Below are 26,438 nucleotides of genomic sequence, written 5' to 3' on the forward strand. Positions count from 1 at the left end.
TCCCACATTGGGTTCAGCGGAAGCTTATAGATCGGATTCCTTTACGACCCGCACCTTGCCCGCATCCAGCGCATAGGCGGCGTCGGCCAAATCGTTGTTCACCGTCTCCACCTTCAACGTGCCGGTCACCCACAGCGGCGTGTAGATATCATCCAGCTTCAAACCCTTGGGATAACGCACCAGCACCAACTGGTTAGGCGGCGGTGGCGGCACGTGGATGCAGGCGCCCGGGTATGGCACCAGGAAGAACAGCGTGCTGCGCCCCTTGGCGTCGGTTTCCAACGGCACCGGGTAGCCGCCGATCCGGATGTTCCTGCCGTTCATGGCGGCCACGGTCTTGGTCGAATACATCACCGCCGGCAAGCCTTTGCTCTGCTTCAGGCCACCTTTGTCGGTGAACGTGCCTTGGGCTTCGGGGGAGTTGTGATCGATCTCGGGCATGGCCTCGAGGGCCTTCTGGTCCGACAGCGGCATCAGGTCGAGCCAGTCGGTTTCCGGCAATTCACCGGCATGGGCCAGGCCAGAGCCCAGCAGAAGAAGAGTCAACAGGAGACGGCGCATGGAGAGGCTCGGCAAGTACAAGTGGCGAGCATTCTAGCCCTCTGCGCCTGCGCAGCGCAGAGGACTTTGTCGGCTGATTACTTCTTTTTGATCAGGCCGTAGATCACCAGCAGGATGATTGCGCCGACCAGTGCGCCGATAAAGCCTGCGCCTTGACCCGCCTGGTAGATGCCCAGCGCCTGGCCACCGTAGGTCGCGGCCAGGGAACCGGCGATACCCAGCAGGATGGTCATGATCCAGCCCATGCTGTCGTCGCCGGGCTTGAGGAAACGCGCCAACAGGCCGACGATCAAGCCGATAAAGATGGTTCCGATGATACCCATGGCATTTCCCTCTGAATGAAGTGAGCTATGCCAAAGCCTAGACAGGCTTTGGCATCCTGCAATCAGAGGACGGCGATAACCAATGGTTCCCGCCGATCCCCGGGTTATTGCTCGGCGATCAGCGCTTCGACCTTGAGGATCTGCGCTTGCAGCGTTGCGCGGTCCTTGCAGCGCAGGTTGGCGTGGCCGACCTTGCGCCCGGCCTTGAAGGCCTTGCCGTAGTGATGCAGATGGCAGTCTTCGATGGCGATCACGCGCTCCACCGGCGGTACCACGCCGATAAAGTTGAGCATCGCGCTCTCACCGACCTTGGCCGTGGAGCCCAATGGCAAGCCCGCGACAGCGCGCAGGTGGTTTTCGAACTGGCTGCACTCGGCGCCTTCGGTGGTCCAGTGCCCGGAGTTATGCACACGCGGGGCGATTTCGTTGGCCTTGAGGCCGCCGTCGACTTCAAAGAACTCGAACGCCATCACACCGACGTAATCCAGCTGCTTGAGCACGCGGCTGGAATAGTCTTCGGCCAGGGCCTGCAACGGGTGATCGGTGCTGGCCACGGACAGCTTGAGGATGCCGCTGTCGTGGGTGTTGTGCACCAACGGGTAGAAGCGCGTCTCGCCATCCCGGGCACGTACGGCGATCAACGAGACTTCGCCGGTGAACGGCACGAAGCCTTCCAGCAGGCAGGCCACGCTGCCCAGTTCGGCGAAGGTGCCGACCACATCGGCAGCGGTGCGCAGGACTTTCTGGCCCTTGCCGTCGTAGCCCAGGGTGCGGGTTTTCAGCACGGCCGGCAGGCCGATGCTGGCGACGGCAGCGTCCAGGTCCGCCTGGGACTGGATATCGGCGAAGGCTGGGGTCGGAATGCCCAGGTCCTTGAACATGCTTTTCTCGAACCAGCGGTCACGGGCAATGCGCAAGGCTTCGGCGCTCGGGTACACCGGTACGAACTGCGACAGGAAGGCCACGGTTTCGGCCGGTACGCTTTCAAACTCGAACGTCACCAAATCGACTTCGTCGGCCAGTTGGCGCAGGTGGTCCGGGTCGCTGTAGTCAGCGCGCAGGTGTTCACCCAAGGCTGCCGCACAGGCGTCCGGCGCCGGGTCCAGGAAAGCGAAGTTCATCCCCAGCGGGGTGCCCGCCAAGGCCAGCATACGGCCCAGTTGGCCGCCACCGATTACACCGATTTTCATCGTCAACACCCTCAGGCGATACGTGGGTCTGGATTGTCCAGCACGCTGTCTGTCTGCTCGGCACGGAATTTCTTCAGCACCGCGTGGAACTGCGGGTGCTTGGCGCCCAGGATACTGGCGGACAGCAGGGCTGCGTTGATGGCACCGGCCTTGCCGATCGCCAGGGTGGCCACCGGGATACCGGCCGGCATCTGCACGATGGACAACAGCGAATCCACGCCCGAGAGCATTGCCGACTGCACCGGTACGCCAAGCACCGGCAGGTGGGTCTTGGCCGCACACATGCCCGGCAGGTGTGCGGCACCGCCGGCACCGGCGATGATCACCTCGATGCCACGGGATTCTGCTTCATCGGCATACTGGAACAGCAAATCCGGGGTGCGGTGGGCAGAGACCACTTTCACTTCATACGGAATGCCGAGTTTTTCCAGCATATCGGCGGTGTGGCTAAGGGTGGACCAATCGGACTTGGAGCCCATGATCACGCCAACCAATGCACTCATCGTCGTGCCTCTTCTCTCTGGGCGCCCGCAGGCGCGTCAAAAAACAACAAGCCACGCGGGAAATCCGGCGTGGCTTGTTGTACGAAATGTGGCCGGTTGGACCGGCCGAAGGCCGCGCAGTATACCGTAATAATCCAGATAAACAGCCCCTGGAATGACCATCTGTCATGACAGCTGCCAATCCCGGCTTTGCTGACCTGAAAGTCAATCAAGCCGCGCTCCGCCCTACAGCTTTAAATGCATTTTCCCCGAGAATAAAAGCCTTGCCGCCTACAACGTCAGGGATTGAAAAAAACAGGCCTCTCAGAAAAAAAAACAAACAATCCTGCACTTTCAAAGTTCTGTTTCGCACGCCTATTTTAACCGCCTCAACAAGGAGAAATAACTTGAGCACTATTAACCCCCCAACCCTCCCAGCAATGCAAACCATCACGCCTGAAAACAACCAAGCCCTATCCAAGCACCCCGAACAAAAACCCGCCTCATATTTTGCCCCCGACCGAGTATCCACCGACCGGCTAAACCCGCACCGCCTGAACATGACCATTAATGATCAGAAGTTTTCCCTTGAAATGCGACCCGAAGTACCAGGGCCGGGTTTGCAGCACCAAACGGCTGACTCTGCAAGAAGCAAACGCTCAGTGGACGATCACCATCACACTTCAACCGGCAAGCGTCCCATCAACTTACACATCGTGATTCATGAAGATCTAAAAGGTGTAGATCGTAACCAGCTGTTCAATGAACATTTCTCCTGGCTGAAAACTGAACTTGAAGAAATTTCCGGCAGAGACATACATTTTTCTTTCCTCTCCCCACACGAAATGCGCCACATGAACTACAAACATGAAGACTTTGGAAAAGCAGGCCAAGCCTGGGCTCAAGAAGTTGAAGACCTGCGAGACAAACTCGGATTCGATCCAGATATAAACAAATTCTTGCTTTTAACCAAAGATGATTTAGCAAAAGGTGTTGCCGGAACCGGCGTTAGCGATTACGCAATCGCGAAAGCGCACTCTGTCGTTCCAGCTCACGAAGTAGGCCACATGTTCGGCGCGACCCATGAAGACGCCGAAAAATACTTTAATAAGGAGGGCAAAACGATTTCATCGCTATACGGCGAGAGCGTCGCGCTCGAGGTAATACGGAAAATCCCACAATTCCGCCGTATATGGGGTTACCAGCCATCAATTATGAATGGAGGTGACGGCATACAGCAGCCTCAGGGGCAGGCTTACCGCTTCAGCGACAAAAACAGAGAAAATATCCGTAATTACCTCAAGAACATCCCTTGATGCGGCTATACCGCCCATCTTACAAAGAAAGCCAATCCTGTTGACTTTCCTCTAGCCTGCCGCCCCGCCGGCAGTCGCCGCGCCACCTTCCAACTTGCGCCACAACAACCGCACATTCGCCTTGCGCACCAGCGCGCAGCGATACAGACGAATTTCCAGCGGCACGTGCCATTGCGGCCCGCCGCAGACCACCAACTCACCGCGGGCCAGTTCGGCACGCACGCTCAGTTGCGGCACCCAGGCGATGCCCAGGCCTTCCAGGGCCATGCTTTTGAGGCTGTCGGCCATGGCGGTTTCGTACACCGTGGTAAAGCGCAGCGCGCGCTGGCGCAGCAACAGGTGCACGGAACGGCCGAGGAACGCCCCGGCGCTGTAGGCCAGCAGCGGCACACTGCCCTCTCCTTCGAGGTCGAACAGCGGCTTGCCGTCGGCGTCGGCCGCGCATACCGGGAGCATTTCGGTGTTGCCCAGGTGCAGTGAGGGGAAGATTTCGGCGTCCATCTGCATGGCCGCATCCGGGTCGTAGAAGGCCAGCATCAAATCGCAACCGCCTTCGCGCAGGGCGTGCACGGCGTCACCGACGTTGGTGGCAACCAGCCGCGTGGCGATGTTCAGGCCGTCGTTGCGCAGTTGTGCGATCCAGCGCGGGAAGAAACCCAACGCCAGGGAGTGGGCAGCGGCCACTTGCATGACTTCGCCCTGCCCGCCTTCCAGGTGATGCAAATGGCGCAGCACTTCGCCGAGCTGCTCGACCACGGTACGCGCGGTGACCAGGAACAACTGCCCCGCCGCCGTCAGCTCAACCGGCGTGCGCGAGCGGTTGACCAGGGTCAGGCCCAATGCGGCCTCAAGGCTGCGGATACGTCGGCTGAACGCCGGCTGGGTGACAAAGCGCCGCTCCGCCGCCTGGGAAAAGCTGCGAGTCGCCGCCAGGGCGCTGAAGTCTTCCAACCATTTGCTCTCAAGGTTCATCACTGCCTCCCACGGATACGCACCATTTTGGCACACACGCCCGCCATGATAGCCGGGTCACACTCACATTATGCCGTTTATGCATAGGCCAGTGTTTAACAGCATTGGCCCAAAATTTCCTACAGGCCTAGCATTCGCAGCGTTCCGGCCTGTTCCGGGTCCATATCGAGATGATTTCCGTCATGTCCTCCGCTGCATCATTCCGCACAGAAAAAGACCTGCTTGGCGTACTCGAAGTACCTGCCCAAGCGTATTACGGCATCCAGACCCTGCGAGCGGTGAATAACTTCCGCCTCTCGGGCGTTCCGATTTCGCATTACCCGAAATTGGTGGTCGGCCTGGCAATGGTCAAGCAAGCGGCGGCTGACGCCAACCGCGAGTTGGGCCAGCTCAGCGAAGCCAAGCACGCTGCCATCAGCGAAGCCTGTGCCCGCCTGATCCGCGGCGATTTCCACGAAGAATTCGTGGTGGACATGATTCAAGGCGGCGCCGGCACTTCAACCAACATGAATGCCAACGAAGTCATCGCCAACATCGCGTTGGAGGCCATGGGCCACAACAAGGGCGAATACCAGTACCTGCACCCCAACAACGACGTGAACATGGCGCAGTCGACCAACGACGCCTACCCGACCGCGATCCGCCTGGGCCTGCTGTTGGGCCACGACGCGCTGCTGGCCAGCCTCGACAGCCTGATCCAGGCATTCGCCGCCAAGGGCGTCGAGTTCAGCCACGTGCTGAAAATGGGCCGCACCCAATTGCAGGACGCCGTGCCGATGACCCTCGGCCAGGAATTCCGTGCGTTCGCCACTACCCTCGGTGAAGACCTGGCCCGCCTGAAAACCCTGGCGCCAGAGCTGCTCACCGAAGTGAACCTGGGCGGTACCGCCATCGGCACCGGCATCAACGCCGACCCACGCTACCAGGCCCTGGCCGTACAACGCCTGGCCGTTATCAGCGGCCAGCCAGTGGTCCCGGCTGCCGACCTGATCGAAGCCACCTCCGACATGGGCGCCTTCGTGCTGTTCTCCGGCATGCTCAAGCGTACCGCCGTGAAACTGTCGAAGATCTGCAACGACCTGCGCCTGCTGTCCAGCGGCCCACGCACCGGCATCAACGAGATCAACCTGCCGGCGCGCCAGCCAGGCAGCTCGATCATGCCCGGCAAGGTCAACCCGGTGATCCCGGAAGCGGTCAACCAAGTCGCGTTCCAAGTCATCGGCAACGACCTGGCCCTGACCATGGCGGCCGAAGGCGGCCAGCTGCAACTGAACGTGATGGAGCCGCTGATCGCCTTCAAGATCTTCGACTCGATCCGCCTGCTGCAACGCGCCATGGACATGCTGCGCGAGCACTGCATCGTCGGCATCACCGCCAACGAAGCCCGCTGCCGCGAACTGGTGGAACACTCCATCGGCCTGGTCACCGCGCTGAACCCGTACATCGGCTATGAAAACGCCACCCGCATTGCGCGTATCGCCCTCGAAAGCGGCCGCGGCGTGCTGGAACTGGTGCGCGAAGAAGGCTTGCTCGACGACGCCATGCTCGACGACATCCTGCGCCCCGAAAACATGATTGCCCCACGCCTGGTCCCGTTGAAGGCCTAAGCGTTTGTTGCACCGCTCACCAGGTTGAGGGACTAGACACCTCTCACCTTTTGAGGGCCTGAAGGCTCGTTCTTCAGGCCCTTTTTTTTGCCTCAAGGTTGTGAAATGACGCCCATAAAAAATCCAATATCGCCCTGCAAACCCTCCTTGCCTGTAACAGCTTGGCTGAAACCTTTAATCAGCCCGAGCAGACGGATCACGTTCGCCTAGGTATAGTGCCGCCCCTCTTCGCGTCTGCGGCCGTCGGTAACGAGCCCGGATACACGCGATAGCGCATGAATAACAACACCCGCAAAAGGATTGGGGTCGAACCGTCGCGCACTGCCTGGTGCTATGCGAGGGGTAGGACCGTCCTGCGTTTGCCATTAGAAAAATCAGCGAGGAACACTCCATGCTCGAAGTCATCAACGACTTCCTCTCAGGGAAAGTACTGATCGTGCTCATTGTCGGGCTCGGCGGTTATTTCACGATCCGCTCGCGTTTCGTTCAATTGCGTCACTTTTTCCACATGTTTTCGGTGTTTCGCGACAGCCTGAAAAACAGCTCCGACCAACTCAGCTCGTTCCAGGCGCTGATGCTCAGCCTGGCCGGTCGCGTCGGTGCCGGTAACATCGCGGGTGTCGGCATTGCCGTGACCCTGGGCGGCCCGGGTGCCGTGTTCTGGATGTGGGTCACCGCGCTGGTGGGCATGTCTTCGAGCTTTATCGAGTGCTCCCTCGGCCAGTTGTACAAGCGCACTGACGCGGAAGGCACCTACCGTGGCGGCCCGGCCTATTACATCCAGCACGGCCTGCACAAGCGCTGGCTGGGGATGGTCATGGCGTTCCTGCTGCTGGTGACCTTCGGCTTTGCCTTCAACGGCCTGCAAGCCCACGCCGTGACCCACTCGCTGAACAACGCGTTTGGCCTGGACACCACCTACACCGGCCTGGCCCTGGCAGTATTGCTGGGCCTGGTGTTCATCGGCGGGATCAAGCGCATCGCCTCGATCGCCGACCTGCTGGTACCGGTCAAGACCCTGGTCTACATCGCCGTGACCCTGTATGTGATCGTGCTGCAATTCGACCACGTACCGGCCATGCTCGCGACCATCGTCAAAAGCGCCTTCGGCCTCGACCAAGCCTTCGGCGGCCTGGTGGGCAGCGCAATCATCATGGGTGTGAAACGCGGCGTGTTCGCCAACGAAGCCGGCCTGGGCAGTGCGCCCAACGTAGCGGCCGTCGCTTCGGTAGAACACCCGATCGCCCAAGGCGTGGTCCAGGCGTTCAGCGTGTTCCTCGACACCTTCGTGATCTGCACCTGCACCGCGCTGCTGATCCTGCTCTCCGGTTTCTACACCCCAGGCTTCGAAGGCGACGGCATTGCCCTGACCCAGAACTCCCTGGCCGCTGTGGTGGGTGACTGGGGCCGCATGTTTATCTCGGTGGCCCTGGCGTTGTTCGTGTTTACCTCGATCATGTACAACTACTACCTGGGCGAGAGCAACCTGCGCTTCCTGGTGGGCAACAACCGCAAGGTGCTGATGGGCTATCGCGCGCTGGTGCTGGTGCTGATTTTCTGGGGTTCGATCGAGAACCTGAGCACCGTGTTCGCCTTCGCCGACATCACCATGACCATGCTGGCCTTCGTCAACCTGTTCGCCCTGGCGTTCCTGTTCAAGATCGCCATGCGCATCCTGAACGACTACGACAACCAGCGCGCGGCAGGCATCAAGACCCCGGTGTTCGACTCCAGCCAGTTCCCAGACCTGGACCTGGACCGCAAGGCCTGGCCGGCCAATCCGGTAAAACCGCAAGCGACCCCAGCGGCGGAACTGAACGCTCAAGTGCAACGCTGAGCGTAGACAGATGACACGCCGCCCGGCCTTGGGCATGCTCTGGGCCCGGCGGCGTTTTTCGTTCAGGAGAATCTTCGATGTCCCCAGCCAATAACCTCATGGTGCTCTACACCGGTGGCACCATCGGCATGCAGGCCAGCGCCAATGGCCTGGCCCCCGCATCCGGTTTTGAAGCGCGCATGCGCGAACAGCTCGCCAACGTGTCAGTACCCGCCTGGCGCTTCCGGGAAATGTCCCCGCTGATCGACAGCGCCAACATGACCCCCGCCTACTGGCAGCGCCTGCGCACCGCCGTGGTCGAGGCCGTGGATGACGGTTGCGATGCCGTGCTGATCCTGCACGGCACCGACACCCTGGCCTACAGCGCGGCGGCGATGAGCTTCCAGCTGTTGGGCTTGCCGGCGCCGGTGGTGTTCACCGGCTCGATGTTGCCTGCCGGCGTACCCGACAGCGATGCCTGGGAAAACGTCAGCGGAGCCCTGCTGGCGTTGGGCGAGGGCCTGGCGCCCGGCGTGCACCTGTACTTCCACGGCGCGCTGATGGCCCCGACCCGCTGCGCGAAGATCCGCAGCTTTGGTCGCCATCCGTTCGCCGCGCTGCAGCGCAACGGCGGTGTGGCCAAGGCCGAAGCGCTGCCCGCCGCGCTGGATTACCGCCAGCCGAAGGCCCTGGCCAATGTCGGCGTATTGCCGCTGGTACCGGGCATCGCCGCAGCACCATTGGACGCATTGCTCGGCAGCGGCATCCAGGCACTGGTGCTGGAATGCTTCGGCAGCGGCACCGGGCCCAGCGATAACCCTGAGTTTCTTGCCAGCCTCCAGCGCGCCGAAGAAAACGGCATCGTGGTCGTGGCAATCACCCAATGCCATGAAGGCGGCGTGGAACTGGATGTGTATGAAGCCGGCAGCCGCCTGCGTGGCGTGGGCGTGTTGTCAGGTGGCGGCATGACCCGTGAAGCGGTATTCGGCAAGCTCAACGCGTTGCTCGGGGCCGGGCTATCCATCGCCGAAGTCCGGCGACTGGTAGAGCTGGACCTGTGCGGCGAACTGAGCTGACCCCACCGCCGCACTGTAGATAGTCACCCCCTTCCCTGGCTGGCCGGCCCCTAGGATGGAACACCCGAGCGAACACCTCGGGCCGTTCCCATCAACCGGCAAGACAGGGATGCCCCATGACCACGCCCATCTCAATCGCTTCACAACAGCCACTGGAATTGCTCACCCAACTGCTAACAGGCCCGTCATTCAGGGAGGTGGCGGCGGTGTTGTTGCGCCAGGCGCTGCAGGCCCGCTACCCCACACTGGCAATCGACCCCGATATCTGCCTGATCGGCACCCCCGGCTGGGAAATCATCGACGAACAGGCCTGCGCCACTACCACCGCCTACCGCACACTGAGCGACAGCCTGACCGATCAGGCCGTGCTCGGCGAACCGACCCTGTACATCGAAGGCGAACACTTCCTGACCCAACAACCGCTCACCGAGCCGCCAACCCATTTGCCGGTGCGCATCGGTGACATCGCCCATCTGCTCAATACCCTGGCCCCCGTCATGCTGGCGGCCTGGCAGGAGCAACAGCTGGCGTTCTGGAACAAAAGCAACGGCAGCGGCCCCCATTGGCATCAGCTGTCCAACTCATTGCGCGCGGTGTGGAATGTCCAGCGGGCACCGGGCTGGAACGAAAGCGACTGCGCCATGGCGCGCCAGTTGTTTCACGCGCCCACCTACGATGTGCGACGGCTCGACGACCCATACACCAGCCACGCCTACCTGCTCGACATCGATCAGGTCGACGGCGCGCAGGTGACCCACCTCAACCGGCTCGCGCTGTCGGTCCTGATCGGCAAGCAGGCCGGGCGAGACGTTATCCTCACCCACTCGCTGCTCAAGGGCTATGAGAAGTTCACGTCCCTGGCACAGCTGGGCCGAAGCCTGCCCGCTCGCCTGGACACCTCGGCACCCCGCACACAGTTGCAATGGCGCCTGTTCGAACCTGACGGCAATTTTTTCGATCACCAGGCCTGCAGCCTGATTGCCTTGCAGGTCGAGGCCATCGGCAGCCTGGACGTTTCCGACCTGCTCCACCCGGACACGGCTCCGCCACCCGGTGCCACCGAGTTGGCCACCGGCCCCGGCCCCGGCCGCAAGTGGTATCAGCAGGCGTTGCCGGGCTGGCTGCAGGAGGCGTCGACGTCCGACCTGAACGTCTATGCGCGGCATCTCAAGGACCTCGCGTCCCTGAACAGCAGCACCGGCGGCAAGTCGTATCAGGACGATATCCCGCCCATCGAGCAGTACGCGCTCAATCACCTCAAGGCGGAAATCCTCAAGGACCATCCGCAAGCCGGTGCCCTGGCCTTGGATACGCTCACCCTGAAAGTCCAGCAGCCGGTGGTGTGGGGGACTTTCACGGTGCCCGGCATGACCGAGACCACCACCTTCAACCTCGCCGAACTGGCGCTGCACAACCTGATCGCCATCCCGGTCGGCAACAAGACCTTGCAGCTGCATAACGGCCAAAATCTGCCGGACTGGCTGACCGTCGAGTACATCGAGAGCCTCATTTCCCGGGTGGACATCGGCCGGAACTACCCGGCGCTGATCAAAAGCAAGCTGCTGGAAATCCCTCGCGAGGCCTCATCGCGAAAGAACCTCTACATCCAGCACCTGCGCATCCAGCTGCCGTTGCTGGCCCTGCAAGGCAAGATTCAGCAGCAGGACGGCATCGATGACCGCGGCTATCGATACGTCGCCGCCCTGATGCAAGCCGATGCCTCGGATCACACGGTAGACGGGCAGACCATCATCATGCGGCCTCTGGCGTTCATCCCGCAACGGCGGGACGACGCCACTGCCGATGAGGTCGAAAACATGTACGTCATCGGCCCGCAAGATCCCGCCGCCGGTCCCTGCCTGCTCTATCGACCGCTGTTCACGCCGGCCCTGGTGCAATATCCGTCCCCGGCCAACCTGACGTACGCCATTGCCCAGTCCCCCGACCTGCGCCGTTCGGTGCTGGCCTGGTTGCCGGACAGCGCGCGCGATGCTTACGCCAACTATGTGTTCCCGGGAGAATTGCCTTCCCCCTGGGCCGTCGCCGATTTTCTGGTGGACGCCTCGACACTGGAAACCATGAGCGGCCCCATCGGCCTGGGCAAAGACCCACTCAAGGGTGACCTGCTCGCCGGCCTGTTTGAAGCCAACGCCCAGGCCCTGGTCAAGCTGGCCGACCGCCAGTCGACCTCCAATACCGAGAACCGCTGGGCGACCCTCAAGCAAACAGGCTGGACGCTCCTCAATGCCGCGCTGCCCTTTACCAGCCCCAGCGTGGCGACAGGCCTGTGGATCTGGCAGATCGTCGATCAGTTGCAACAGTTTGTCGGGGCCACGGAGCAGGATGACACCGCGGTCCAATGGACCACTTTCACCGACGTGCTGCTGAACCTGTCGATGGCGATTACCCTGCATATCAGCACGCGCCTGCGTCCCCGCGGCGCTCGGCCCGAGCGGGAATCCAGGCCGACCGAGCCCTCGGCAGGGCAGCGGGTCGAGATCAAACAGCTGGACGCCATCGACGGTAATGAAAGCCCACCGGGTCACACTCCACTGCTGCATACCAGCGGCGCGCTCAATCGGTCGCCCGCCACCCTGGGGCGGGTGCTGGACCGTTTCAAAGTCAGCCAGCCTGGCGCAGCGAGCAGCGTCGACACCCGCCCGGGGCCGACCCGCCACCTGACCCGCGTCGCCGAGCGTTTCTACGCACAGGTCGGCGAGCGCTGGTTTGAAGTGAGCGCGGACGACGAGGGCAACGTGGTCATCATCGACCCTCGGCAGCCGGATCGAACCGGACCGCCGCTGATTCACAACGCCGCCGGCCAATGGTTCGTCGACACCCGCCTGCGCCTGCGCGGCGGCGGCCCCAAGCGCATGCTCAACAAAGCCGAAGCGGAAGCGACCCTCAAGGCCGCCGAAGTACGGGCCAAGCTCGAGGCCTTCGAAAACGCCAAGAAGACCGCACAAAGAGCGCTGCAACAGGCCCGCCAGGCCATGACCGACGTCTCCGGTAACGCTGCCGAAGTCAAACGCCAGCACTACATGGACACCCTCGACCAGCAAAGCGCGGATTACGAAGCGGCACTGCAACACCTCAAGACCCTGAGTGTGTTCACCCCGGTCCCCGACTACCAGCAAAAAGCCCTGGGTTATATAAGAGCGCAACTGGAGCTTACCGAAGCCGCGATCAGGGAGGCCCAGACCACCTTCACCCCCCAGCTCAGGGTCGTGCTTGACCAGCTCGAACACCCCGACACCCGGCACCCGACGCGGTACGTCGAAGACGCGCGACAAATGACCGAGATGAGTGAAGACATGATCACGCGCCTGGACTACACCCATGCGCGCTTCACTCAACTCAAGGCCCTGGCCAAGGAGGGCGTGCAGTTGATCCAGAGCGCCAGGAAAAAACTGCCGGCCTACACCAGCATCGACCTCAAGGCCCTGCAGATAACCCTGGCGCGCAGGTTGTGCCTGCCGGAGGACAGCGCGACCCGTGCACCCCAGGCCTGGGCCAACCTCAATGAGATTGTCGACAACGCCGATCTGTCGGTCCAGGCCCTGCGCGACACCCTCAACGAACGCAGCGAGGCGCGGCTGGACGAACGCATCGAATCCCTGAGCAGCCTGATCGAACAATTCAAGGTCATTGACGAGCGCCTGGAGGACTTCTCCCAGGAGTTTTCCAGCCTGACCCACCTCTCCCCGCTGGAACGCCTGCGCAAACAGGTCAAGGATTTCTCCAGGCAGGCCTTGACCCATCTGTCCCAGCTGCACGCTGAGCGGGACATCCTGCGCAATCGGCCCACCCCTCCACCGACGCCCCCCAAGCCCTTGAAGAAATTCATCCATACCCGTTACAACGGCGTGATGATCGGCGAGCCCCGCCTGACGGCGGTCGGCCTTGAAACCGATCTGGTGGATATCAAGTCACCGCTGACCCGACAGGTCATTGCCACCTTCCATGAGAAAAGCCCCAACGTCTGGGTGCAACGGCTGAGCCCTGCACACACCGAGCAGGCGGTGCCCGAGCTTCAGTCCAGCCTCGGACAGGGCCGCACGCTGCTGGACGGTTTGCCCGCGTTCAAGCAACGGGCCATCGAGCAAACACGCCAAGCCGGGCGCACCGCCGTCGGCATCGAATACCTGTACCACCGTCACGCGTTGCTGCTGGAAGAAACCAGCCGGCACATCGAGCAGGCCCTGGCCAACAGCACCATCACAGCGGATCAAACCCAATCGGCAACCGCCCTTGGCAAGCAGCTCAACGACGCCGCGCAGGACCTGTACCTGCGCGCATCCGAAAGCATGACGCGCATGATCAAACAGCACCCCCCAACCACCAAAGGCGTCGAATGGCTGAGTGAGCGCGACGAGATCGTCATCAAGAAATCCGTGAGGCGTCGCCGGCTCAAAAGCAGCACACCGGACTACCTGGACGAATACATCATCACCGAGCGCGCGACCCATCAAGTGCTCTGGTACGCGCACTTTCATTATTCGACCGACTGGACGCCTGCCAAGGCCTACCTGAGCGCACGGTTGAAAACCACCCATGAATATCGACAAGGCTCGGCGGCCGACTCGGTCAAAGGCCTGAACGAGCAGCAGCAAATCGACTATTACCGCAGCGAGATCAGCCTGGAGGCGGCCAAACGGCTATTTTTTGACCACAAGTAAGCGGCACACTCCTTGCTGCCTCTGGGCAAACCCTGGCAGGACTCCCCCATGCTGCACTCGCACCTGACTACGCTCAACGCCGTCTCCCTGGTACTCGACACCTTCAGGGACGAGGGCGTGAGCCGCGACGTGCTGCTGGCCGGCAGCGGTATCTGCGGCGCCGACCTGAACCGCGCCGACACGCGCATCACCACCAACCAGGAGATGCGCGTATGTGCCAATGCCGTGGCCCTGCGCCGCGATATCGGCCTGGAGTTGGGCCGGCGCATGCACGTGTCATCCTACGGCATGCTCGGCTATGCGCTGCTGACCAGTGCCACCTTCGGTGACGCTTTGCGCCTGGCCCTGCGCTATCCGGCGCTGTTGGGAACACTTTTCGAGCTGAGCCTGGAAGACGACGGCCAGCGCATCTGGTTCACCGCCGACGGGTATCGGGAAAACCCGGCGCTGGCCACCTTCAATGTCGAGTTCTGCCTGGTGTCGTTGAAGGTCATCTGTGACGATCTGCTGGGCCATGCCCTGCCGTTGCTCGGTGCGCGTTTCGAACACCGCGCCCCCGACTATCGCGCACGTTATGCCGAGCACTTCGATTGCCCTCTTGCCTTTGCCGCCAGTGCCAATGCCTTCGCTTTCGACCGGCACTGGCTCGACCAGCCGTTGCCGCTGGCCGACCCCATCACCCACCGCGCCATGGGCGAGCGCTGCCGCAAACAGAACACCGAATTCACCGGGCGCCAGGCCTGGCTCGGCCGGGTACGTCAATTGCTGGCCGCCCAATTGAACGCCGCCCCCGGCATCGATGGCCTGGCCGGGCAGATGAACTGTTCGCCGCGCACCTTGCGCCGGCATCTGCATGACCTGGGTTGCAGCTATCAGGAACTGCTGGACGAGTTACGCTTCGAGCGGGCCAAGCAGTTGCTGGGCGAGGACCAACTGCCGATCTATCGCATCGCCGAGCAGTTGGGCTTCAGTGAAACCGCAAGTTTCAGGCACGCCTTCGTACGCTGGAGCGGCGTGGCACCGAGTCAGTTCCGCGCTTGAGTCGCGCGCACCGACATGGGGCGAATAACGGACACAGGCTTTGGCCATATTTATCCCCTTTTGGCCGCTCCTGCCGTTCTCCAAAGCCGCCCACGCCGCAACACTGCAAGGCATCCCAAGCAGCCTGCGGAGAACAACAACAATGCTGACAATCTACTCGGACGATCATCATCTGCACCACGGCCGTTGTGAATTGATGGACGGGCAATTGATGCCCTGCTTCGAAATGCCCGCCCGCGCCGACCATGTGCTGCAGCGGGTCAAGGACCGCCAGCTCGGCCCGGTGCAAGCGCCGCAGGACTTTGGCCTGGCCCCCTTGCAACGCATCCACAGCCGCGAGTACCTGGATTTTTTCAAAGGTGCCTGGGCCCGTTGGGTCGAGTTCGGCCAGGACGGCGACCTGCTGCCCTATACCTGGCCCGCCCGCACCCTGCGCGCTGTCTTGCCCACCAGCCTGCACGGCCAGTTGGGTTACTACAGCTTCGACGGCGGCGCGCCGATTACCGCCGGCACCTGGCAGGCGGCCTACAGTGCGGCGCAGGTGGCGCTGACCGCGCAACGGGAGATCCAGCAAGGCGCCCACAGTGCCTTCGCGCTGTGCCGGCCACCTGGACACCACGCCGCCAGCGACTTGATGGGCGGTTATTGCTACCTCAATAACGCCGCCATCGCCGCCCAGGCATTTCTCGACCAGGGCCACCAGAAAGTCGCGATCCTCGACGTGGATTACCACCACGGTAACGGCACCCAATCGATTTTCTATGGGCGTAGCGATGTGCTGTTCACCTCGATCCACGGGCATCCGGAAGCCGAGTTTCCGTTTTTCCTCGGCTATGCCGATGAGCTGGGCGACGGGGCCGGAGAGGGTTTCAACTTCAACTATCCGTTGCCGGCCGGTTCGGGCTGGGACACCTGGAGCGCCGCACTGGAACAGGCTTGCCAGGCTATTGAGGGCTACGGCGCCGACGTCATTGTGGTGTCCCTGGGCGTCGATACGTTCAAGGACGACCCCATCTCGCAGTTCAAGCTCGACAGCCCCGACTACCTGGCCATGGGCAAGCGTATCGCCCGCCTGGGCAAGCCGACGCTGTTCGTGATGGAAGGCGGCTACGCGGTAGAAGAAATCGGCATCAATGCCGTCAACGTGCTCGAAGGTTTTGAGGGGACTGCCTGATGAATATGCTCAAGTCGCTTGTGCTCTGCGCCGCCGTATTAAGCACCGCCGCCCACGCTGAAGAAAAAACCCTGCGGGTCTACAACTGGTTCGACTACATCACCCCCAAGGCCCTGGAAGATTTCAAGGCCCAAAACCCGTCGATCAAGTTGGTCTACGACATCTTCGACACCAACGAAGCCCTGGAAGCCAAGCTGCTCACCGGCAATTCCGGCTATGACGTGGTGGTGCCATCCAATGTGTTCCTGGCCAAACAGATCGAGGCCGGTGTGTTCCAGGCCCTGGACCGCAGCCAGTTGCCGAACTGGAACCACCTCGATCCCAAGTTGATGAAGCTGATCGAGGCCAACGACCCGGGCAACAAATTCGCCGTGCCCTACATGTACGGCACCATCCTGATCGGCTTCAACCCCGACAAGGTCAAGGCCGCACTCGGCGCCAATGCACCGGTGGACAGCTGGGACCTGATCTTCAAGGAGGAGAACATCAGCAAGCTCAAGCAGTGCGGCGTGGCGCTGCTGGATTCACCCTCGGAGATCCTGCCCCTGGCCTTGCAGCACCTGGGCCTGGACCCCAACAGCAACAACCCCAAGGACTATGAAAAAGCCGAAGCCTTGCTGCTGAAAATCCGCCCGTACATCACCTACTTCCACTCCTCCAAGTACATGGCCGATATCGCCAACGGCGACATCTGCGTCGCCGTCGGCTACTCCGGCAGCTTCTCCCAGGCCGCCAATCGCGCCAAGGAGGCCAGGAACGGCGTGATCGTCGACATGCGCCTGCCCAAGGAGGGCGCGCCGATCTGGTTCGACATGCTCGCCATTCCCAAGGGCGCGAAGAACCCCCAGGACGCCTACACCTTCATCAACTACCTGCTGCAACCGCACGTCATTGCGCCGATCAGCGATTTTGTCGGCTACCCCAACCCGAACAAAGACGCTACCGGGCAGGTGGACCCGGCGATCCGCAACAACCCCAACCTGTACCCCACCGAAGCCGCGATGGCCACGCTCTATACCTTGAAACCCCTGGGACGCGACGCCGAACGCGCCAGGACCCGCGCCTGGTCCAGGATCAAGTCCGGGACCTGAGCAAACGTGACCGGGAAGTGCTTCCCGGCCACGATGACTTATCTACCGACCGCCCGGCCGCAGCGCCAATTACCTTGCAGCTCTTCATGCCGACCCAGGCCAAGGAGCTGCAGATGCCCAACGATTCACCCCCTAGCAACAATCGCCCGCCCAGCAGCTATGAGCTGCTGACGCAACTGAGCGTCGGCCCGTCGATCCGCGACGTCGCCGCCAACCTGTTGCGTTCGTCCCTCATGGAGCAATACCCGACACTCGCTATCGACCCTGACCTGGCCATGGTCATCACGCCGCGCTGGCGCATCGTTGGCGATGTCATCCAATCCGCACCCGCCACCGCGCAATCGCTGACCTCGGTGCTGGCCAACCAGGCCCTGGCGCCCGAGCCGGTGATCTATATCGACGGCGAACACTTCCTCACCCTGGAGCCCGAGGCCAAGCCCGCCGTGCACCTGCCGGTGCAGATCGATGCCATTGCGCGGCTGATCAATGAGCTGGCGGCGCTGATCTTTACCGCCTTCCAGGAGCAGCAACTTGATTACTGGAACGCTTCCAACGGCCTGGCGGGCCCACGCTGGCAAACGCTCTCCCATTCCCTGCGCAAAGTCTGGAACGTCACCGCGCAGGACGGCTGGGATGAACACGATTGCGCCATGGCCAGGACGTTGTTCCACTTTCCGGACCGGGCCAAGCGTCGGAACTTCGACACATTCCAGACACACGCTTACCTGATCGATATAGATGGCCTTAAAAACAACCGCTCCACTCACGTCGGCCTGTCGGATATCGCGGTGCTGATCGGGGTACATGAGCAACGCCAGCGGGTCCTGACGTATTCGCTGATCAACGGCTACGAGAAATTCGAGTCACTGCAAAAGCTCGGCGAAGCCTTGCCCGCGGCACTGACTCAAGCTGATGGGGAGGTAACCGTGCAATGGCGATTGTACGAACCCGCCGGGGATTTTTTCGACAGCCTGGCGTGCAACCTGATCGCCCTGCAATTGCAGGCCATCGGGTCAATTGGCTCCGCCGACCTTGAAGCCCCCGCCACGGCTGCCGTCACTGGCCAGGCCGTCGCGCGCATCCTGCCGGTGATTGAAGACTTGAGCGATCACTCATTGTCGAGCATCCACCAGATCCACGAGCAACTTCCCGACTGGCTTGCCAATGCCTCGGACCTGGACGTATCGACCTACAGCCGTTACGTGATCGAACTGGCCGAACTGCATACCCACAACCACGGGCAGTCTTTCCAGGACGGTATCCCGCCGATCCGCGACTACGCCCGGCAGCAACTGCAAAACCGGATCAAGGCCCATGCAAATGGCGCGAGCCTGAACCTGGACAAGATAGAGATCAGCATCGAAAGCCCGGTGGTCTGGGGCACCTTCGTGCTGCCCGGAACCAGTGACATCACCCGGCGCAGCCTGATCGACCTGGCCCTGGAAAACCTCACCGGGCTGCCCACCGGTACGCCCAGCGTGCACTACAACGGCGGCGAGGGGCCGCAATGGCTGACGTACAACTACCTCAAGGACGTGATCGAAACCCTCGACATCGGTGAGCGTTACCCGACGCTGATCAAACACACCCTGCTCGACGACCCCGTTCAATCGAGGCTTCGGCAAACCCTCTACACCTCGCACTTGCGGGTGCAACTGCCACTGCTGGCCTTGCAGTGGAAGATCCAGGGCCTGCACGGCATCGATGATCGCGGTTATCGCTATATCGCTGCCGCGGTGCAGGCACACGCCCATGAACGGCAGGTCGAGGGGCAAGAGATCGTCATCCGGCGCCTGGCGTTCATTCCCACCCTGCGCACCAGCCAGGCGCAGGACGGGGTGGCGAATATGTTTGTGATCGGCCCCCGCGACCACACCCAAGGCCCTTGCCTGTTGTACCGCCCACTGCTGGAGCCGGTGCTGATCCAGTACCCGTCACGGCAAAACCTGTTGTATGCCATCAAGCATCACCGCACCCTGCGCGACTCGGTGTTGGCCTGGCTGGCCGAAGATGTGCGCTTCAACTACGAGCAGTATGTCTTCCCTGCCGCATTACCTTCGCCGTGGACCGTGGTGCGCGGGTTGGTGGAGCCGCACGTGGTGGTGCAAATGAGCGGCCCCCTGGCCTTGAGCGATGAAGTGGTGGGCAACGACAGCCTGGCGACGCTGTTCAGGGACAACGCCAACGCGATGGTTGAATTGGCGACGCGGCAATCGGTGTCCAACGCCCGGAAACGCTGGGCAAGCTATCGAGAAGCCGGCTGGCTGATTTTCAGCGCGGCGTTGCCATTCATGGGCCGCACCGTGGGCATCGCGGCCTGGATCTGGCAAATCATGGACGACCTGCAGGCGACCGCCCAGGCGGAGCCGGAGCCTGACGGGCAGGTGTCCTGGACAGCCCAGGTGGATCTGCTGCTCAACCTGGGCATGGCCCTGGTGCTGCACGTCGCCCTGCGCCATCCGCCGGTACGAAAGACGCCCAAGGCCACGTTGCCGAAACAGGAAGCCACCCCGACCCAGGCGCCTGAAACCAGACTGCCGCCGGAGCACCGGATCCCCGTGATGCGCCGCCCCGACTTGCCCGACGCCGAACCGCCCGCTCGCCATCAAGGCCCGCTGTACAACAGCGGCGCACTCCAACGTTCTCCGACAAGCCTGGGGGCCACACTGGACCGCCTCAAAGTGGCCAGGCCCGACGGGCTGGGGGAAGCCGTCAAGGAAACAGGGCCGCACCTGCATCTCTATGCGCTTGCCGATAAATGGTACGCGCCGGTGGGCGCACGCTGGTTCGAGGTGGCGGTGGATGAGCACGACAATGTCATGATCGTCGATCCGGGCCGCCCCACTAACATCGGCCCGCTGCTGGTGAGCAACCTGGCCGGGCAATGGTTTGTCGACACTCGCCTGCGCCTGCGCGGTGCCGGTTTCAGGAATCGCCGGCAATCGGCTCGCGGCAAAGTACCTTCGCGGATCACCGACCTCCGGCAGAAACTCAACCAATTCGATGCTGACGAACGGCGCGGGCAAGCTGAAGTCGCCCAGGCCCACGCCGCGATAGACCCGGTGCCCGGGCCCTCCTCCGATCGCCAGCGCCAGGCGTTCCTCGACAAGGTCGACAGCCGCCTGGCCGACTATGACGTGCCCATTCGCCAGTTACGTTCGCTGAATGTCATCGATTCGGTACCCAACTACCAGAGTTCGATGATCGACTACCTGAACAAACAACTGCTGCTGACCCGCTCGGCCATCGCGGAACGCTTGCCGGTCTTTCGCGGCAAGTTGCTGGTGTCGATGGAAGACATGGAAGCCCTCACCTCCCTGGACATCAAGCAGCGTAACGAGATCGCACAGACAATGGCGAAGCTGAACCTGGATATGATCAACCGCATGGAGTATGCGCAGTCGCGCTATCGCCAGTTGGAAAGCCTGGGCATAGAGGGTGCCAAGGTCATCCAGACCAGCGTGCAGGCCCTGCCCGACTTCAAGCTGCACGACCTCAAGGCCATGCAACTCACCCTCAGCCGCTACCTGTGTATTGGCGAAGGCAGCGGGGAGGCCTTCACCGACGCCCGTGCGCAACTCAATGACATCGTGGATAACGCCGATCTCACGGTGCAAACGTGGATCGAGACCCTGGTGGAAACCAGCATCAGCGACCTGCACGAGCGTATTGAAGTGCTCAACAGCCTGGTCGACCAGTTCGCGATTGTCGACCAACGCCTGCTGGACCTGCACGCCGAACACCCGGAACAGGTGCAGCGAGAACCCCTGGAAAACCTGCGCCAACGCATCGATGAATTCAACCAACAGGCGGTGCATGAGCTGGCGCTGTTGATCAGGCAACGAAAAGCCCTGGAGCCCAAGCCTGGCCCATCAAAAGCCCCCCCGACACCCAAGCGCAAAGTCATCAAGACACGCTTCAACGGGGTGGTGGTGGGCGAGCCCCGTGAAGCCGAAAGCGGCCTGGTGGACGTCAAGGCCCCGGTGACGGGCAAGCTCATCGCGACCTTTCACGAAAAAACCCCTGGGGTCTGGGTTGAACGCCAGAGCACACCCTCAAGCCCCCGAGAGCCCCAGGTGATCGACCTGGGCACCAGCATCGACACCGCCCAGAGCCTGCTGAATGAAGAGCCCGCCGCCACCCTGCGCACCCTGGACCACGCGAAGAAAGCCGGGCGTATTCCGGTGGAAATCGAAGAGATGTTCCACCAGTACGCCGCACGCCTGGAACACGCAATGGCCACGATCGAAGAGGCGCTCACCCGGCTCAACCTCACGGAAAGCGACCGCCCGCCCGCCGCCGCCCTCAACCGTCGCCTCAATGACGCCGCACAACGGCTATACGAAATGGGCACAAACACTCGCATCAGCATGACCAAACAACAACCACCCACGGCGGCACGGGTGGAGTGGCTGCACAGCCAAGGCCTGGTGAAAATCGCCAAAGTGGTCACGCGGCGGCGGCTCAAGGGCCCCGGCAAAAACTACCTGGACGAATACGAGGTGCGTGATCACCAGACCCATGCGGTGCTCTGGTATGCGCACTTTCACTATGAGTCTCCCCAGGCGGCGCTGGAGCACTACACCGCCGGCCACCTCAAGACCCGCGACCAGCAGAAACTGGGGGGCGCTGTGCACCGCACGGGCTTGAGCGACCGTGACCAGATCGCGATTTATCGCAGTGAAATCAGCCCGATCCTGGCCCGCTCGTTGTTTTTCCAGACCTGACCGTCAATCGTGCTGCCAGGCTCTGCGCAAAGCGGTCAGGGCCTCGGCAACGGCCGCCTCGGGTACGGCGGCAAACCCCAGCACCAGGCCGGCGCGCTGGTCTGCCGGAATGGTGGAGTGCGCCAGCCAGTAACTGCTTAAACCATTGACTTCGACGCCCACGGCACGGGCCTGCTCAAGCAGCTGTTGTTCGCGGGCCAGGCTGTCCACGCGCACGGTCATGTGCAGCCCTGCGGCGATAACGGGCAACTCGCCCACCCCCGGCAGACCGCGCGGCCACCCGGCGAGCAAGGCATTGCGCCGGCTCAATGCCGCGCGCCGCATCCGGCGGATATGCCGCTGGAAGTGCCCGGCCGCCATAAACTCGGCCATCACCGCCTGGGTACTGACTTCCGAGTGGCGCATATCCACCGCACGGCGCCGTGAGAAAGCATCAACCAGGCCTGGCGGCAACACCAGATAGCCCAGGCGCAAGGCCGGGAATGCGACTTTGCCGAAGGTACCGACGTACAGCACGCGGCCGCTGCGGTCCAAAGCCGCCAGCGGCGCCAGGGGGGCGCCGCTGTAGCGGTATTCGCCGTCGTAGTCGTCCTCCACGATCCAGCCGCCGGTGCGCTCGGCCCAAGCCAGCAACTCCAGGCGCCGCGCCAGGCTCATCACCACGCCCAGCGGATATTGGTGGGAGGGCGTGACATAGGCCAGGCGGCAATCACCCAAGGTATTCAGGACCTGGCAATCGATGCCGTCGCTGTCCACCGGCACGCCCTGCAGGTTGGCACCGGCCAGGGCGAACGCGTGACCGGCGGCCCGATAGCCCGGGTTTTCAACCGCCACCCCGTCACCAGGCTCTACCAGCAACTGTGCACAAAGGCTGATTGCCTGTTGTGCACCGCTGGTGATCACTATTTGCTCAGCCGTACATTGCATGCCCCGTGAGCTGCGCAGGTAAGCGGCGATCAAGCCGCGCAGGCGGCTGTCACCCGCCGGGTCGCCATAGCACAGCTGCGCCAGGTCCGGCTTGCGCCAGAACGCCCCGTTGAGCTTGGCCCAGACCTCGAAAGGGAATAGATCGAAGGCTGGCACGCCCACGCGAAATGCCTTGGGCGGACCCGCCGGCGGCTGTGGCAAATGGTTATTTTGCACGCGCCCCAAGGCCGGCCTGTGGATAACTTCGCCATTGAGGTGTTGCGGCAATTCCGTCCATTTTGTGGATAAGTCTGGGGATAAGTTTGTTGATAAGCCTGTGGATACTTTTGTGGATAGTTTTTTTGCCGTGGGTAATTGGGCGACATAGGTGCCGTCACCCACACGGCCTTCGATAAACCCCTCCGCGTACAACTGATCGTAGGCGCGCACCACGCTGTTTCGGGAAATCAACAGCGCAGCGGCCAGGTCACGGCTCGCGGGCAGGCGCGTACCGCTGGCCAGGCGCCCATCCAACACGCGCTGACGCAGGGCTTCATAAAGCTGGCGCGTCAGGCCTTGGCGTCGATCCAGCTCGATACCGGCAGGGTTGAAGGACAGCGGCGGCGAAATGGGCGACATCATATTGGACCTATGAAATTGGCCGAAGATGGCTCTTACAACGAACCATTAGCCTGCCTAGGATGCAGGCATTCGCCAAGGAAAATATTCATGTACACACCCCGCGCCTTTGCCCTCGACGACTTGCCCGAAATACAGCAACTGATCCAGCACACACGCCTGGCGCAGTTGGTCACCTTTGGCGAGCAAGGCCTGCAGGCCAGCCACTTGCCGCTGCTGCTCAACCCGGATGAAGGCCCCAACGGCACGCTGTACGGGCACCTGGCCAAGGCCAATCGGCAGTGGCAAGACCTGCAAGACGGCAGCGAAGCCCTGGTGATCTTCGCCGGCGCCGAGGCCTACATCAGCCCGGGGTTTTACCCGGCCAAGGCTGAGCACGGCAAAGTGGTGCCCACCTGGAATTACATCGCGGTGCATGCCTATGGCAAGGCCGAGGTATTTACCGATGCCGAGCGCCTGCTCGGCGTGGTCAGCGCCCTCACTGACCGCCACGAGGGCAATCGCGCCCAGCCATGGAAGGTCAGCGACGCCCCGGCTGATTACATTGACGGCATGCTCAAGGCCATTGTCGGCTTCAGCCTGCCGATCGAGCGCCTGATCGGCAAACGCAAACTCAGCCAGAACCGCAGCGCGGCGGACATCGCCGGCGTGCGCGACGGCCTGGCCGCCAGCGCCGATATACGCGACCAGACCCTCGCGCGCTTTATTCCCCAAGGAGTTTCAGAATGAGCCAGATCGAGATCCGCCAGGTCACCGCAACCGACCACGCCGCCTGGCTGCCGCTGTGGCAGGCGTACTTGACGTTCTACAACACCGAACTGCCGGACGCCGTCAGCCAAAGCACCTGGCAGCGCCTGATCGATGCCCATGAGCCGACCCACTCTGCGCTGGCCTGGCAGGACGGCAAGGCGGTGGGCATGGTCAACTTCATCTACCATCGCTCCAACTGGAGCATCGAAAACTCCTGCTACCTGCAGGATCTGCTGGTGGACCCGGCCCAGCGCGGCACCGGTGTCGGCCGTAAACTGATCGAGTTCGTCTACGCCACTGCCAAGGCCGACGGCTGCTGCAAGGTGCACTGGCTGACCCACGAGACCAACGCCACCGCGATCCAGCTCTACGAGCGCATCGCCGAACGCCCTGGCTTCATTCAATTTCGCAAAGGTCTTTAAGGAGCGCAGCATGTCCACTTCCCTCGCCGACTGGAAAGGCGCCCCGGCGCCCACCGCGCAACTGCTCGAAGGGCGCTTTATCCGCCTGGAAAAACTCGATCCGGCCCGCCACGCCGACCAACTGTGGCAAGCCCTCGAAGGCCCCGGCGCCGACCCCAAGTTGTGGGATTACCTGCCTTACGGCCCGTTTGCCGAGCGCGCCGCGTTTGATGCGTGGTTGAACAACCATGCGGCGAACAGCGACCCGTATTTCTTCAGCGTGGTCGACCGTGCGTCCGGCCAGGTGCAGGGCATCCTCAGCCTGATGTCCATCGTCCCGGCCCAGGGCCGTATCGAAATCGGGCATGTCACCTTCGGCGCGCCGATGCAGCGCTCACCCAAAAGCACCGAGGCGGTGTACCTCCTGGCCAAATACGCGTTCGAACAGGGTTACCGCCGCCTGGAGTGGAAGTGCAACAACGGCAATGCCCGCTCCAAATATGCGGCGGAGCGGTTGGGGTTCAGCTTTGAAGGGGTGTTCCGCCAGCATATGGTGGTGAAGGGGCAGAACCGCGATACGGCGTGGTATTCGATTTTGGATTCGGAATGGCCGACGGTGGGCGCGGGGTTTGAGGCGTGGTTGTCGGAGGCGAACCAGGCAGGTTCCGGGCAGTTGAAGGGCCTGGCGGAGTGTCGCCGCCAGGCGCTTTAAGGCTTACCCCAGCTTCTGGGCCAGCACCGCAATATGCTCCGGCCCGATCCCGCAGCACCCGCCCAAGTGGCTGGCACCGCGCTTTTTCCAGTCCGCGGCCCACTGCAGGTAGCCCGGTGGGTCGAGATCCTCGCGCAAGGGGTCCAGGCCATCATTGGCCGTGGCTTCCTTGGGCTGGGGCGGGAAGGCGTTGGCGTAGGCGCCGATCTGAATCGCCACACCCAGCCGCTCGAAGGTTTGGCGTGCGGCATCGATCGCCGCGCCGATCACTTCCGGCTGGCTGCAATTGAACAGCAACACTTGCACGCCCAACTGCGCGGCGGCTTCGGCCGCGTCCGCCACCGGTTCGCCGGAGCGCAGGCGCGGTACTTCGTCGGTGTCTTCGTCCTTCAAGGTAAACGACAGCCAGAACGGCTTGCCATCCTTCGGCAGGCCCGCATGAATCGCCCGCGCTTCAACGATTGAGCTCTGGGTCTCCGCCAGCCACAAGTCGACATGGGGTGCCAGGCCCTGCACCAGTGGCGTCAGCAACTCAGACACGCGCTGCGGCTCGAACAGATCGGGCCGATACGAACCAAACAGCGGCGGTAACGAGCCGGCCACACGCACGGCCTTGCCCGAAGCCTGCACCGCCCGTCTGGCCAATTCACCCGCCAGCGCCGCCAGGGCCTGGCCTTCGGCAGCAAAGCGCGCCTCGCCGATATGGAACGGCACCACCGCATAGCTGTTGCTGGTAATCACGTTGGCGCCACTGTCGATATAGGCCGCATGCACCGCCTCCACCGCCTGCGGTGCTTCGCTCAATGCCAGCGCCGACCACTCCGGCTGCCTGAAGGGCGCACCGCGGCGTTGCAGTTCACGGCCCATGCCGCCGTCCAGAATTACTGTGCTTACTGCGCCCATATGCTTTTTACTCATAAGCTTATGAAAATAACTCACTATGAGAGTCGTTCTTATAACTATTTAATACGTTCC

19 protein-coding genes are annotated in these 26,438 nt (G+C 62.3%); 12 read left to right on the plus strand and 7 right to left on the minus strand.

What is annotated here, in order from left to right; genetic code table 11:
- Positions 1-24: 24 nt before the first annotated feature.
- The 4 genes from BLQ09_RS06575 to purE all read right to left on the minus strand — a co-directional run bounded on the left by BLQ09_RS06575 (position 25) and on the right by purE (position 2,577).
- The gene (locus tag BLQ09_RS06575) at positions 25-561 is read right to left on the minus strand and encodes a DUF3299 domain-containing protein (protein ID WP_027608241.1); all 537 of its coding nucleotides are present in this window, start codon (positions 559-561) and stop codon (positions 25-27) included.
- A gap of 77 nt (positions 562-638) precedes the next feature.
- Positions 639-884 (minus strand): GlsB/YeaQ/YmgE family stress response membrane protein, encoded by a 246-nt coding sequence (locus BLQ09_RS06580; RefSeq protein ID WP_016978642.1) that lies wholly within the window; start codon positions 882-884, stop codon positions 639-641.
- A gap of 104 nt (positions 885-988) precedes the next feature.
- Complete coding sequence (locus tag BLQ09_RS06585) at positions 989-2,074, minus strand: 5-(carboxyamino)imidazole ribonucleotide synthase (protein WP_027608240.1); 1,086 nt, start codon at positions 2,072-2,074, stop codon at positions 989-991.
- An 11-nt stretch (positions 2,075-2,085) separates the two neighbouring features.
- Entirely contained in the window at positions 2,086-2,577 is a 492-nt protein-coding gene (gene purE / locus BLQ09_RS06590) for a 5-(carboxyamino)imidazole ribonucleotide mutase (RefSeq protein WP_003176980.1), read from the minus strand.
- A gap of 167 nt (positions 2,578-2,744) precedes the next feature.
- Between purE and BLQ09_RS30940 the strand changes: the two genes are divergently transcribed.
- Positions 2,745-3,872 (plus strand): hypothetical protein, encoded by a 1,128-nt coding sequence (locus tag BLQ09_RS30940; RefSeq protein ID WP_139202105.1) that lies wholly within the window; start codon positions 2,745-2,747, stop codon positions 3,870-3,872.
- A gap of 51 nt (positions 3,873-3,923) precedes the next feature.
- On the opposite strand, the gene BLQ09_RS06605 is transcribed toward BLQ09_RS30940, so the two are convergent.
- Complete coding sequence (locus BLQ09_RS06605; RefSeq protein ID WP_092355923.1) at positions 3,924-4,844, minus strand: LysR substrate-binding domain-containing protein; 921 nt, start codon at positions 4,842-4,844, stop codon at positions 3,924-3,926.
- 182 nt (positions 4,845-5,026) lie between these two features.
- Between BLQ09_RS06605 and aspA the strand changes: the two genes are divergently transcribed.
- The 8 genes from aspA (at position 5,027) to BLQ09_RS06645 (ending at position 22,055) form a co-directional block, all read left to right on the plus strand.
- Positions 5,027-6,451, plus strand: coding sequence for an aspartate ammonia-lyase (aspA, locus tag BLQ09_RS06610; protein WP_025854459.1), 1,425 nt, complete (start codon positions 5,027-5,029; stop codon positions 6,449-6,451).
- 391 nt (positions 6,452-6,842) lie between these two features.
- Positions 6,843-8,288, plus strand: coding sequence for an alanine/glycine:cation symporter family protein (locus BLQ09_RS06615; protein ID WP_027608238.1), 1,446 nt, complete (start codon positions 6,843-6,845; stop codon positions 8,286-8,288).
- A gap of 77 nt (positions 8,289-8,365) precedes the next feature.
- Positions 8,366-9,343 carry an asparaginase gene (locus BLQ09_RS06620; RefSeq protein WP_092355926.1) on the plus strand — a complete coding sequence of 326 codons (978 nt, stop codon included), beginning with the start codon at positions 8,366-8,368 and terminating at the stop codon, positions 9,341-9,343.
- Between the two features lie 116 nt (positions 9,344-9,459).
- Complete coding sequence (locus BLQ09_RS06625) at positions 9,460-14,022, plus strand: coiled-coil domain-containing protein (protein ID WP_092355929.1); 4,563 nt, start codon at positions 9,460-9,462, stop codon at positions 14,020-14,022.
- Positions 14,023-14,070: 48 nt separating this feature from the next.
- Positions 14,071-15,063 (plus strand): AraC family transcriptional regulator, encoded by a 993-nt coding sequence (locus tag BLQ09_RS06630; RefSeq protein ID WP_092355932.1) that lies wholly within the window; start codon positions 14,071-14,073, stop codon positions 15,061-15,063.
- A gap of 142 nt (positions 15,064-15,205) precedes the next feature.
- On the plus strand, positions 15,206-16,237 hold the full coding sequence (locus BLQ09_RS06635) for a histone deacetylase family protein (protein WP_092355935.1): 1,032 nt from the start codon (positions 15,206-15,208) through the stop codon (positions 16,235-16,237).
- The gene (locus BLQ09_RS06640; protein WP_027608233.1) at positions 16,237-17,328 is read left to right on the plus strand and encodes a polyamine ABC transporter substrate-binding protein; all 1,092 of its coding nucleotides are present in this window, start codon (positions 16,237-16,239) and stop codon (positions 17,326-17,328) included. The genes BLQ09_RS06635 and BLQ09_RS06640 overlap by 1 nt, the downstream gene beginning before the upstream one ends.
- A 113-nt stretch (positions 17,329-17,441) precedes the next feature.
- A complete protein-coding gene (locus BLQ09_RS06645) occupies positions 17,442-22,055 on the plus strand; it encodes a dermonecrotic toxin domain-containing protein (protein ID WP_092356091.1) in 4,614 nt (1,537 codons plus the stop codon).
- Between the two features lie 3 nt (positions 22,056-22,058).
- Here the strand turns inward: BLQ09_RS06645 and BLQ09_RS06650 are convergent, their stop codons facing one another.
- Positions 22,059-23,600 (minus strand): MocR-like pyridoxine biosynthesis transcription factor PdxR, encoded by a 1,542-nt coding sequence (locus tag BLQ09_RS06650; RefSeq protein WP_092356094.1) that lies wholly within the window; start codon positions 23,598-23,600, stop codon positions 22,059-22,061.
- Positions 23,601-23,690: 90 nt separating this feature from the next.
- On the opposite strand from BLQ09_RS06650, the gene BLQ09_RS06655 reads away from it, so the two are divergent.
- The 3 genes from BLQ09_RS06655 to BLQ09_RS06665 are packed head-to-tail and all read left to right on the plus strand — an operon-like array spanning position 23,691 to position 25,463.
- Positions 23,691-24,329, plus strand: a complete 639-nt coding sequence (locus tag BLQ09_RS06655) for an FMN-binding negative transcriptional regulator (RefSeq protein WP_092355938.1) — start codon at positions 23,691-23,693, stop codon at positions 24,327-24,329.
- Complete coding sequence (locus BLQ09_RS06660; protein WP_027608229.1) at positions 24,326-24,772, plus strand: GNAT family N-acetyltransferase; 447 nt, start codon at positions 24,326-24,328, stop codon at positions 24,770-24,772. The genes BLQ09_RS06655 and BLQ09_RS06660 overlap by 4 nt, the downstream gene beginning before the upstream one ends.
- Positions 24,773-24,782: 10 nt before the next feature.
- Positions 24,783-25,463, plus strand: a complete 681-nt coding sequence (locus tag BLQ09_RS06665; protein ID WP_027608228.1) for a GNAT family N-acetyltransferase — start codon at positions 24,783-24,785, stop codon at positions 25,461-25,463.
- A 3-nt stretch (positions 25,464-25,466) separates the two neighbouring features.
- Here the strand turns inward: BLQ09_RS06665 and BLQ09_RS06670 are convergent, their stop codons facing one another.
- Complete coding sequence (locus tag BLQ09_RS06670) at positions 25,467-26,366, minus strand: homocysteine S-methyltransferase family protein (protein WP_027608227.1); 900 nt, start codon at positions 26,364-26,366, stop codon at positions 25,467-25,469.
- Between the last annotated feature and the right edge of the window lie 72 nt (positions 26,367-26,438).

The sequence above is a fragment of the Pseudomonas sp. NFACC25 genome (assembly GCF_900100935.1).
Taxonomy (GTDB): Bacteria; Pseudomonadota; Gammaproteobacteria; order Pseudomonadales; family Pseudomonadaceae; genus Aquipseudomonas; species Aquipseudomonas marginalis.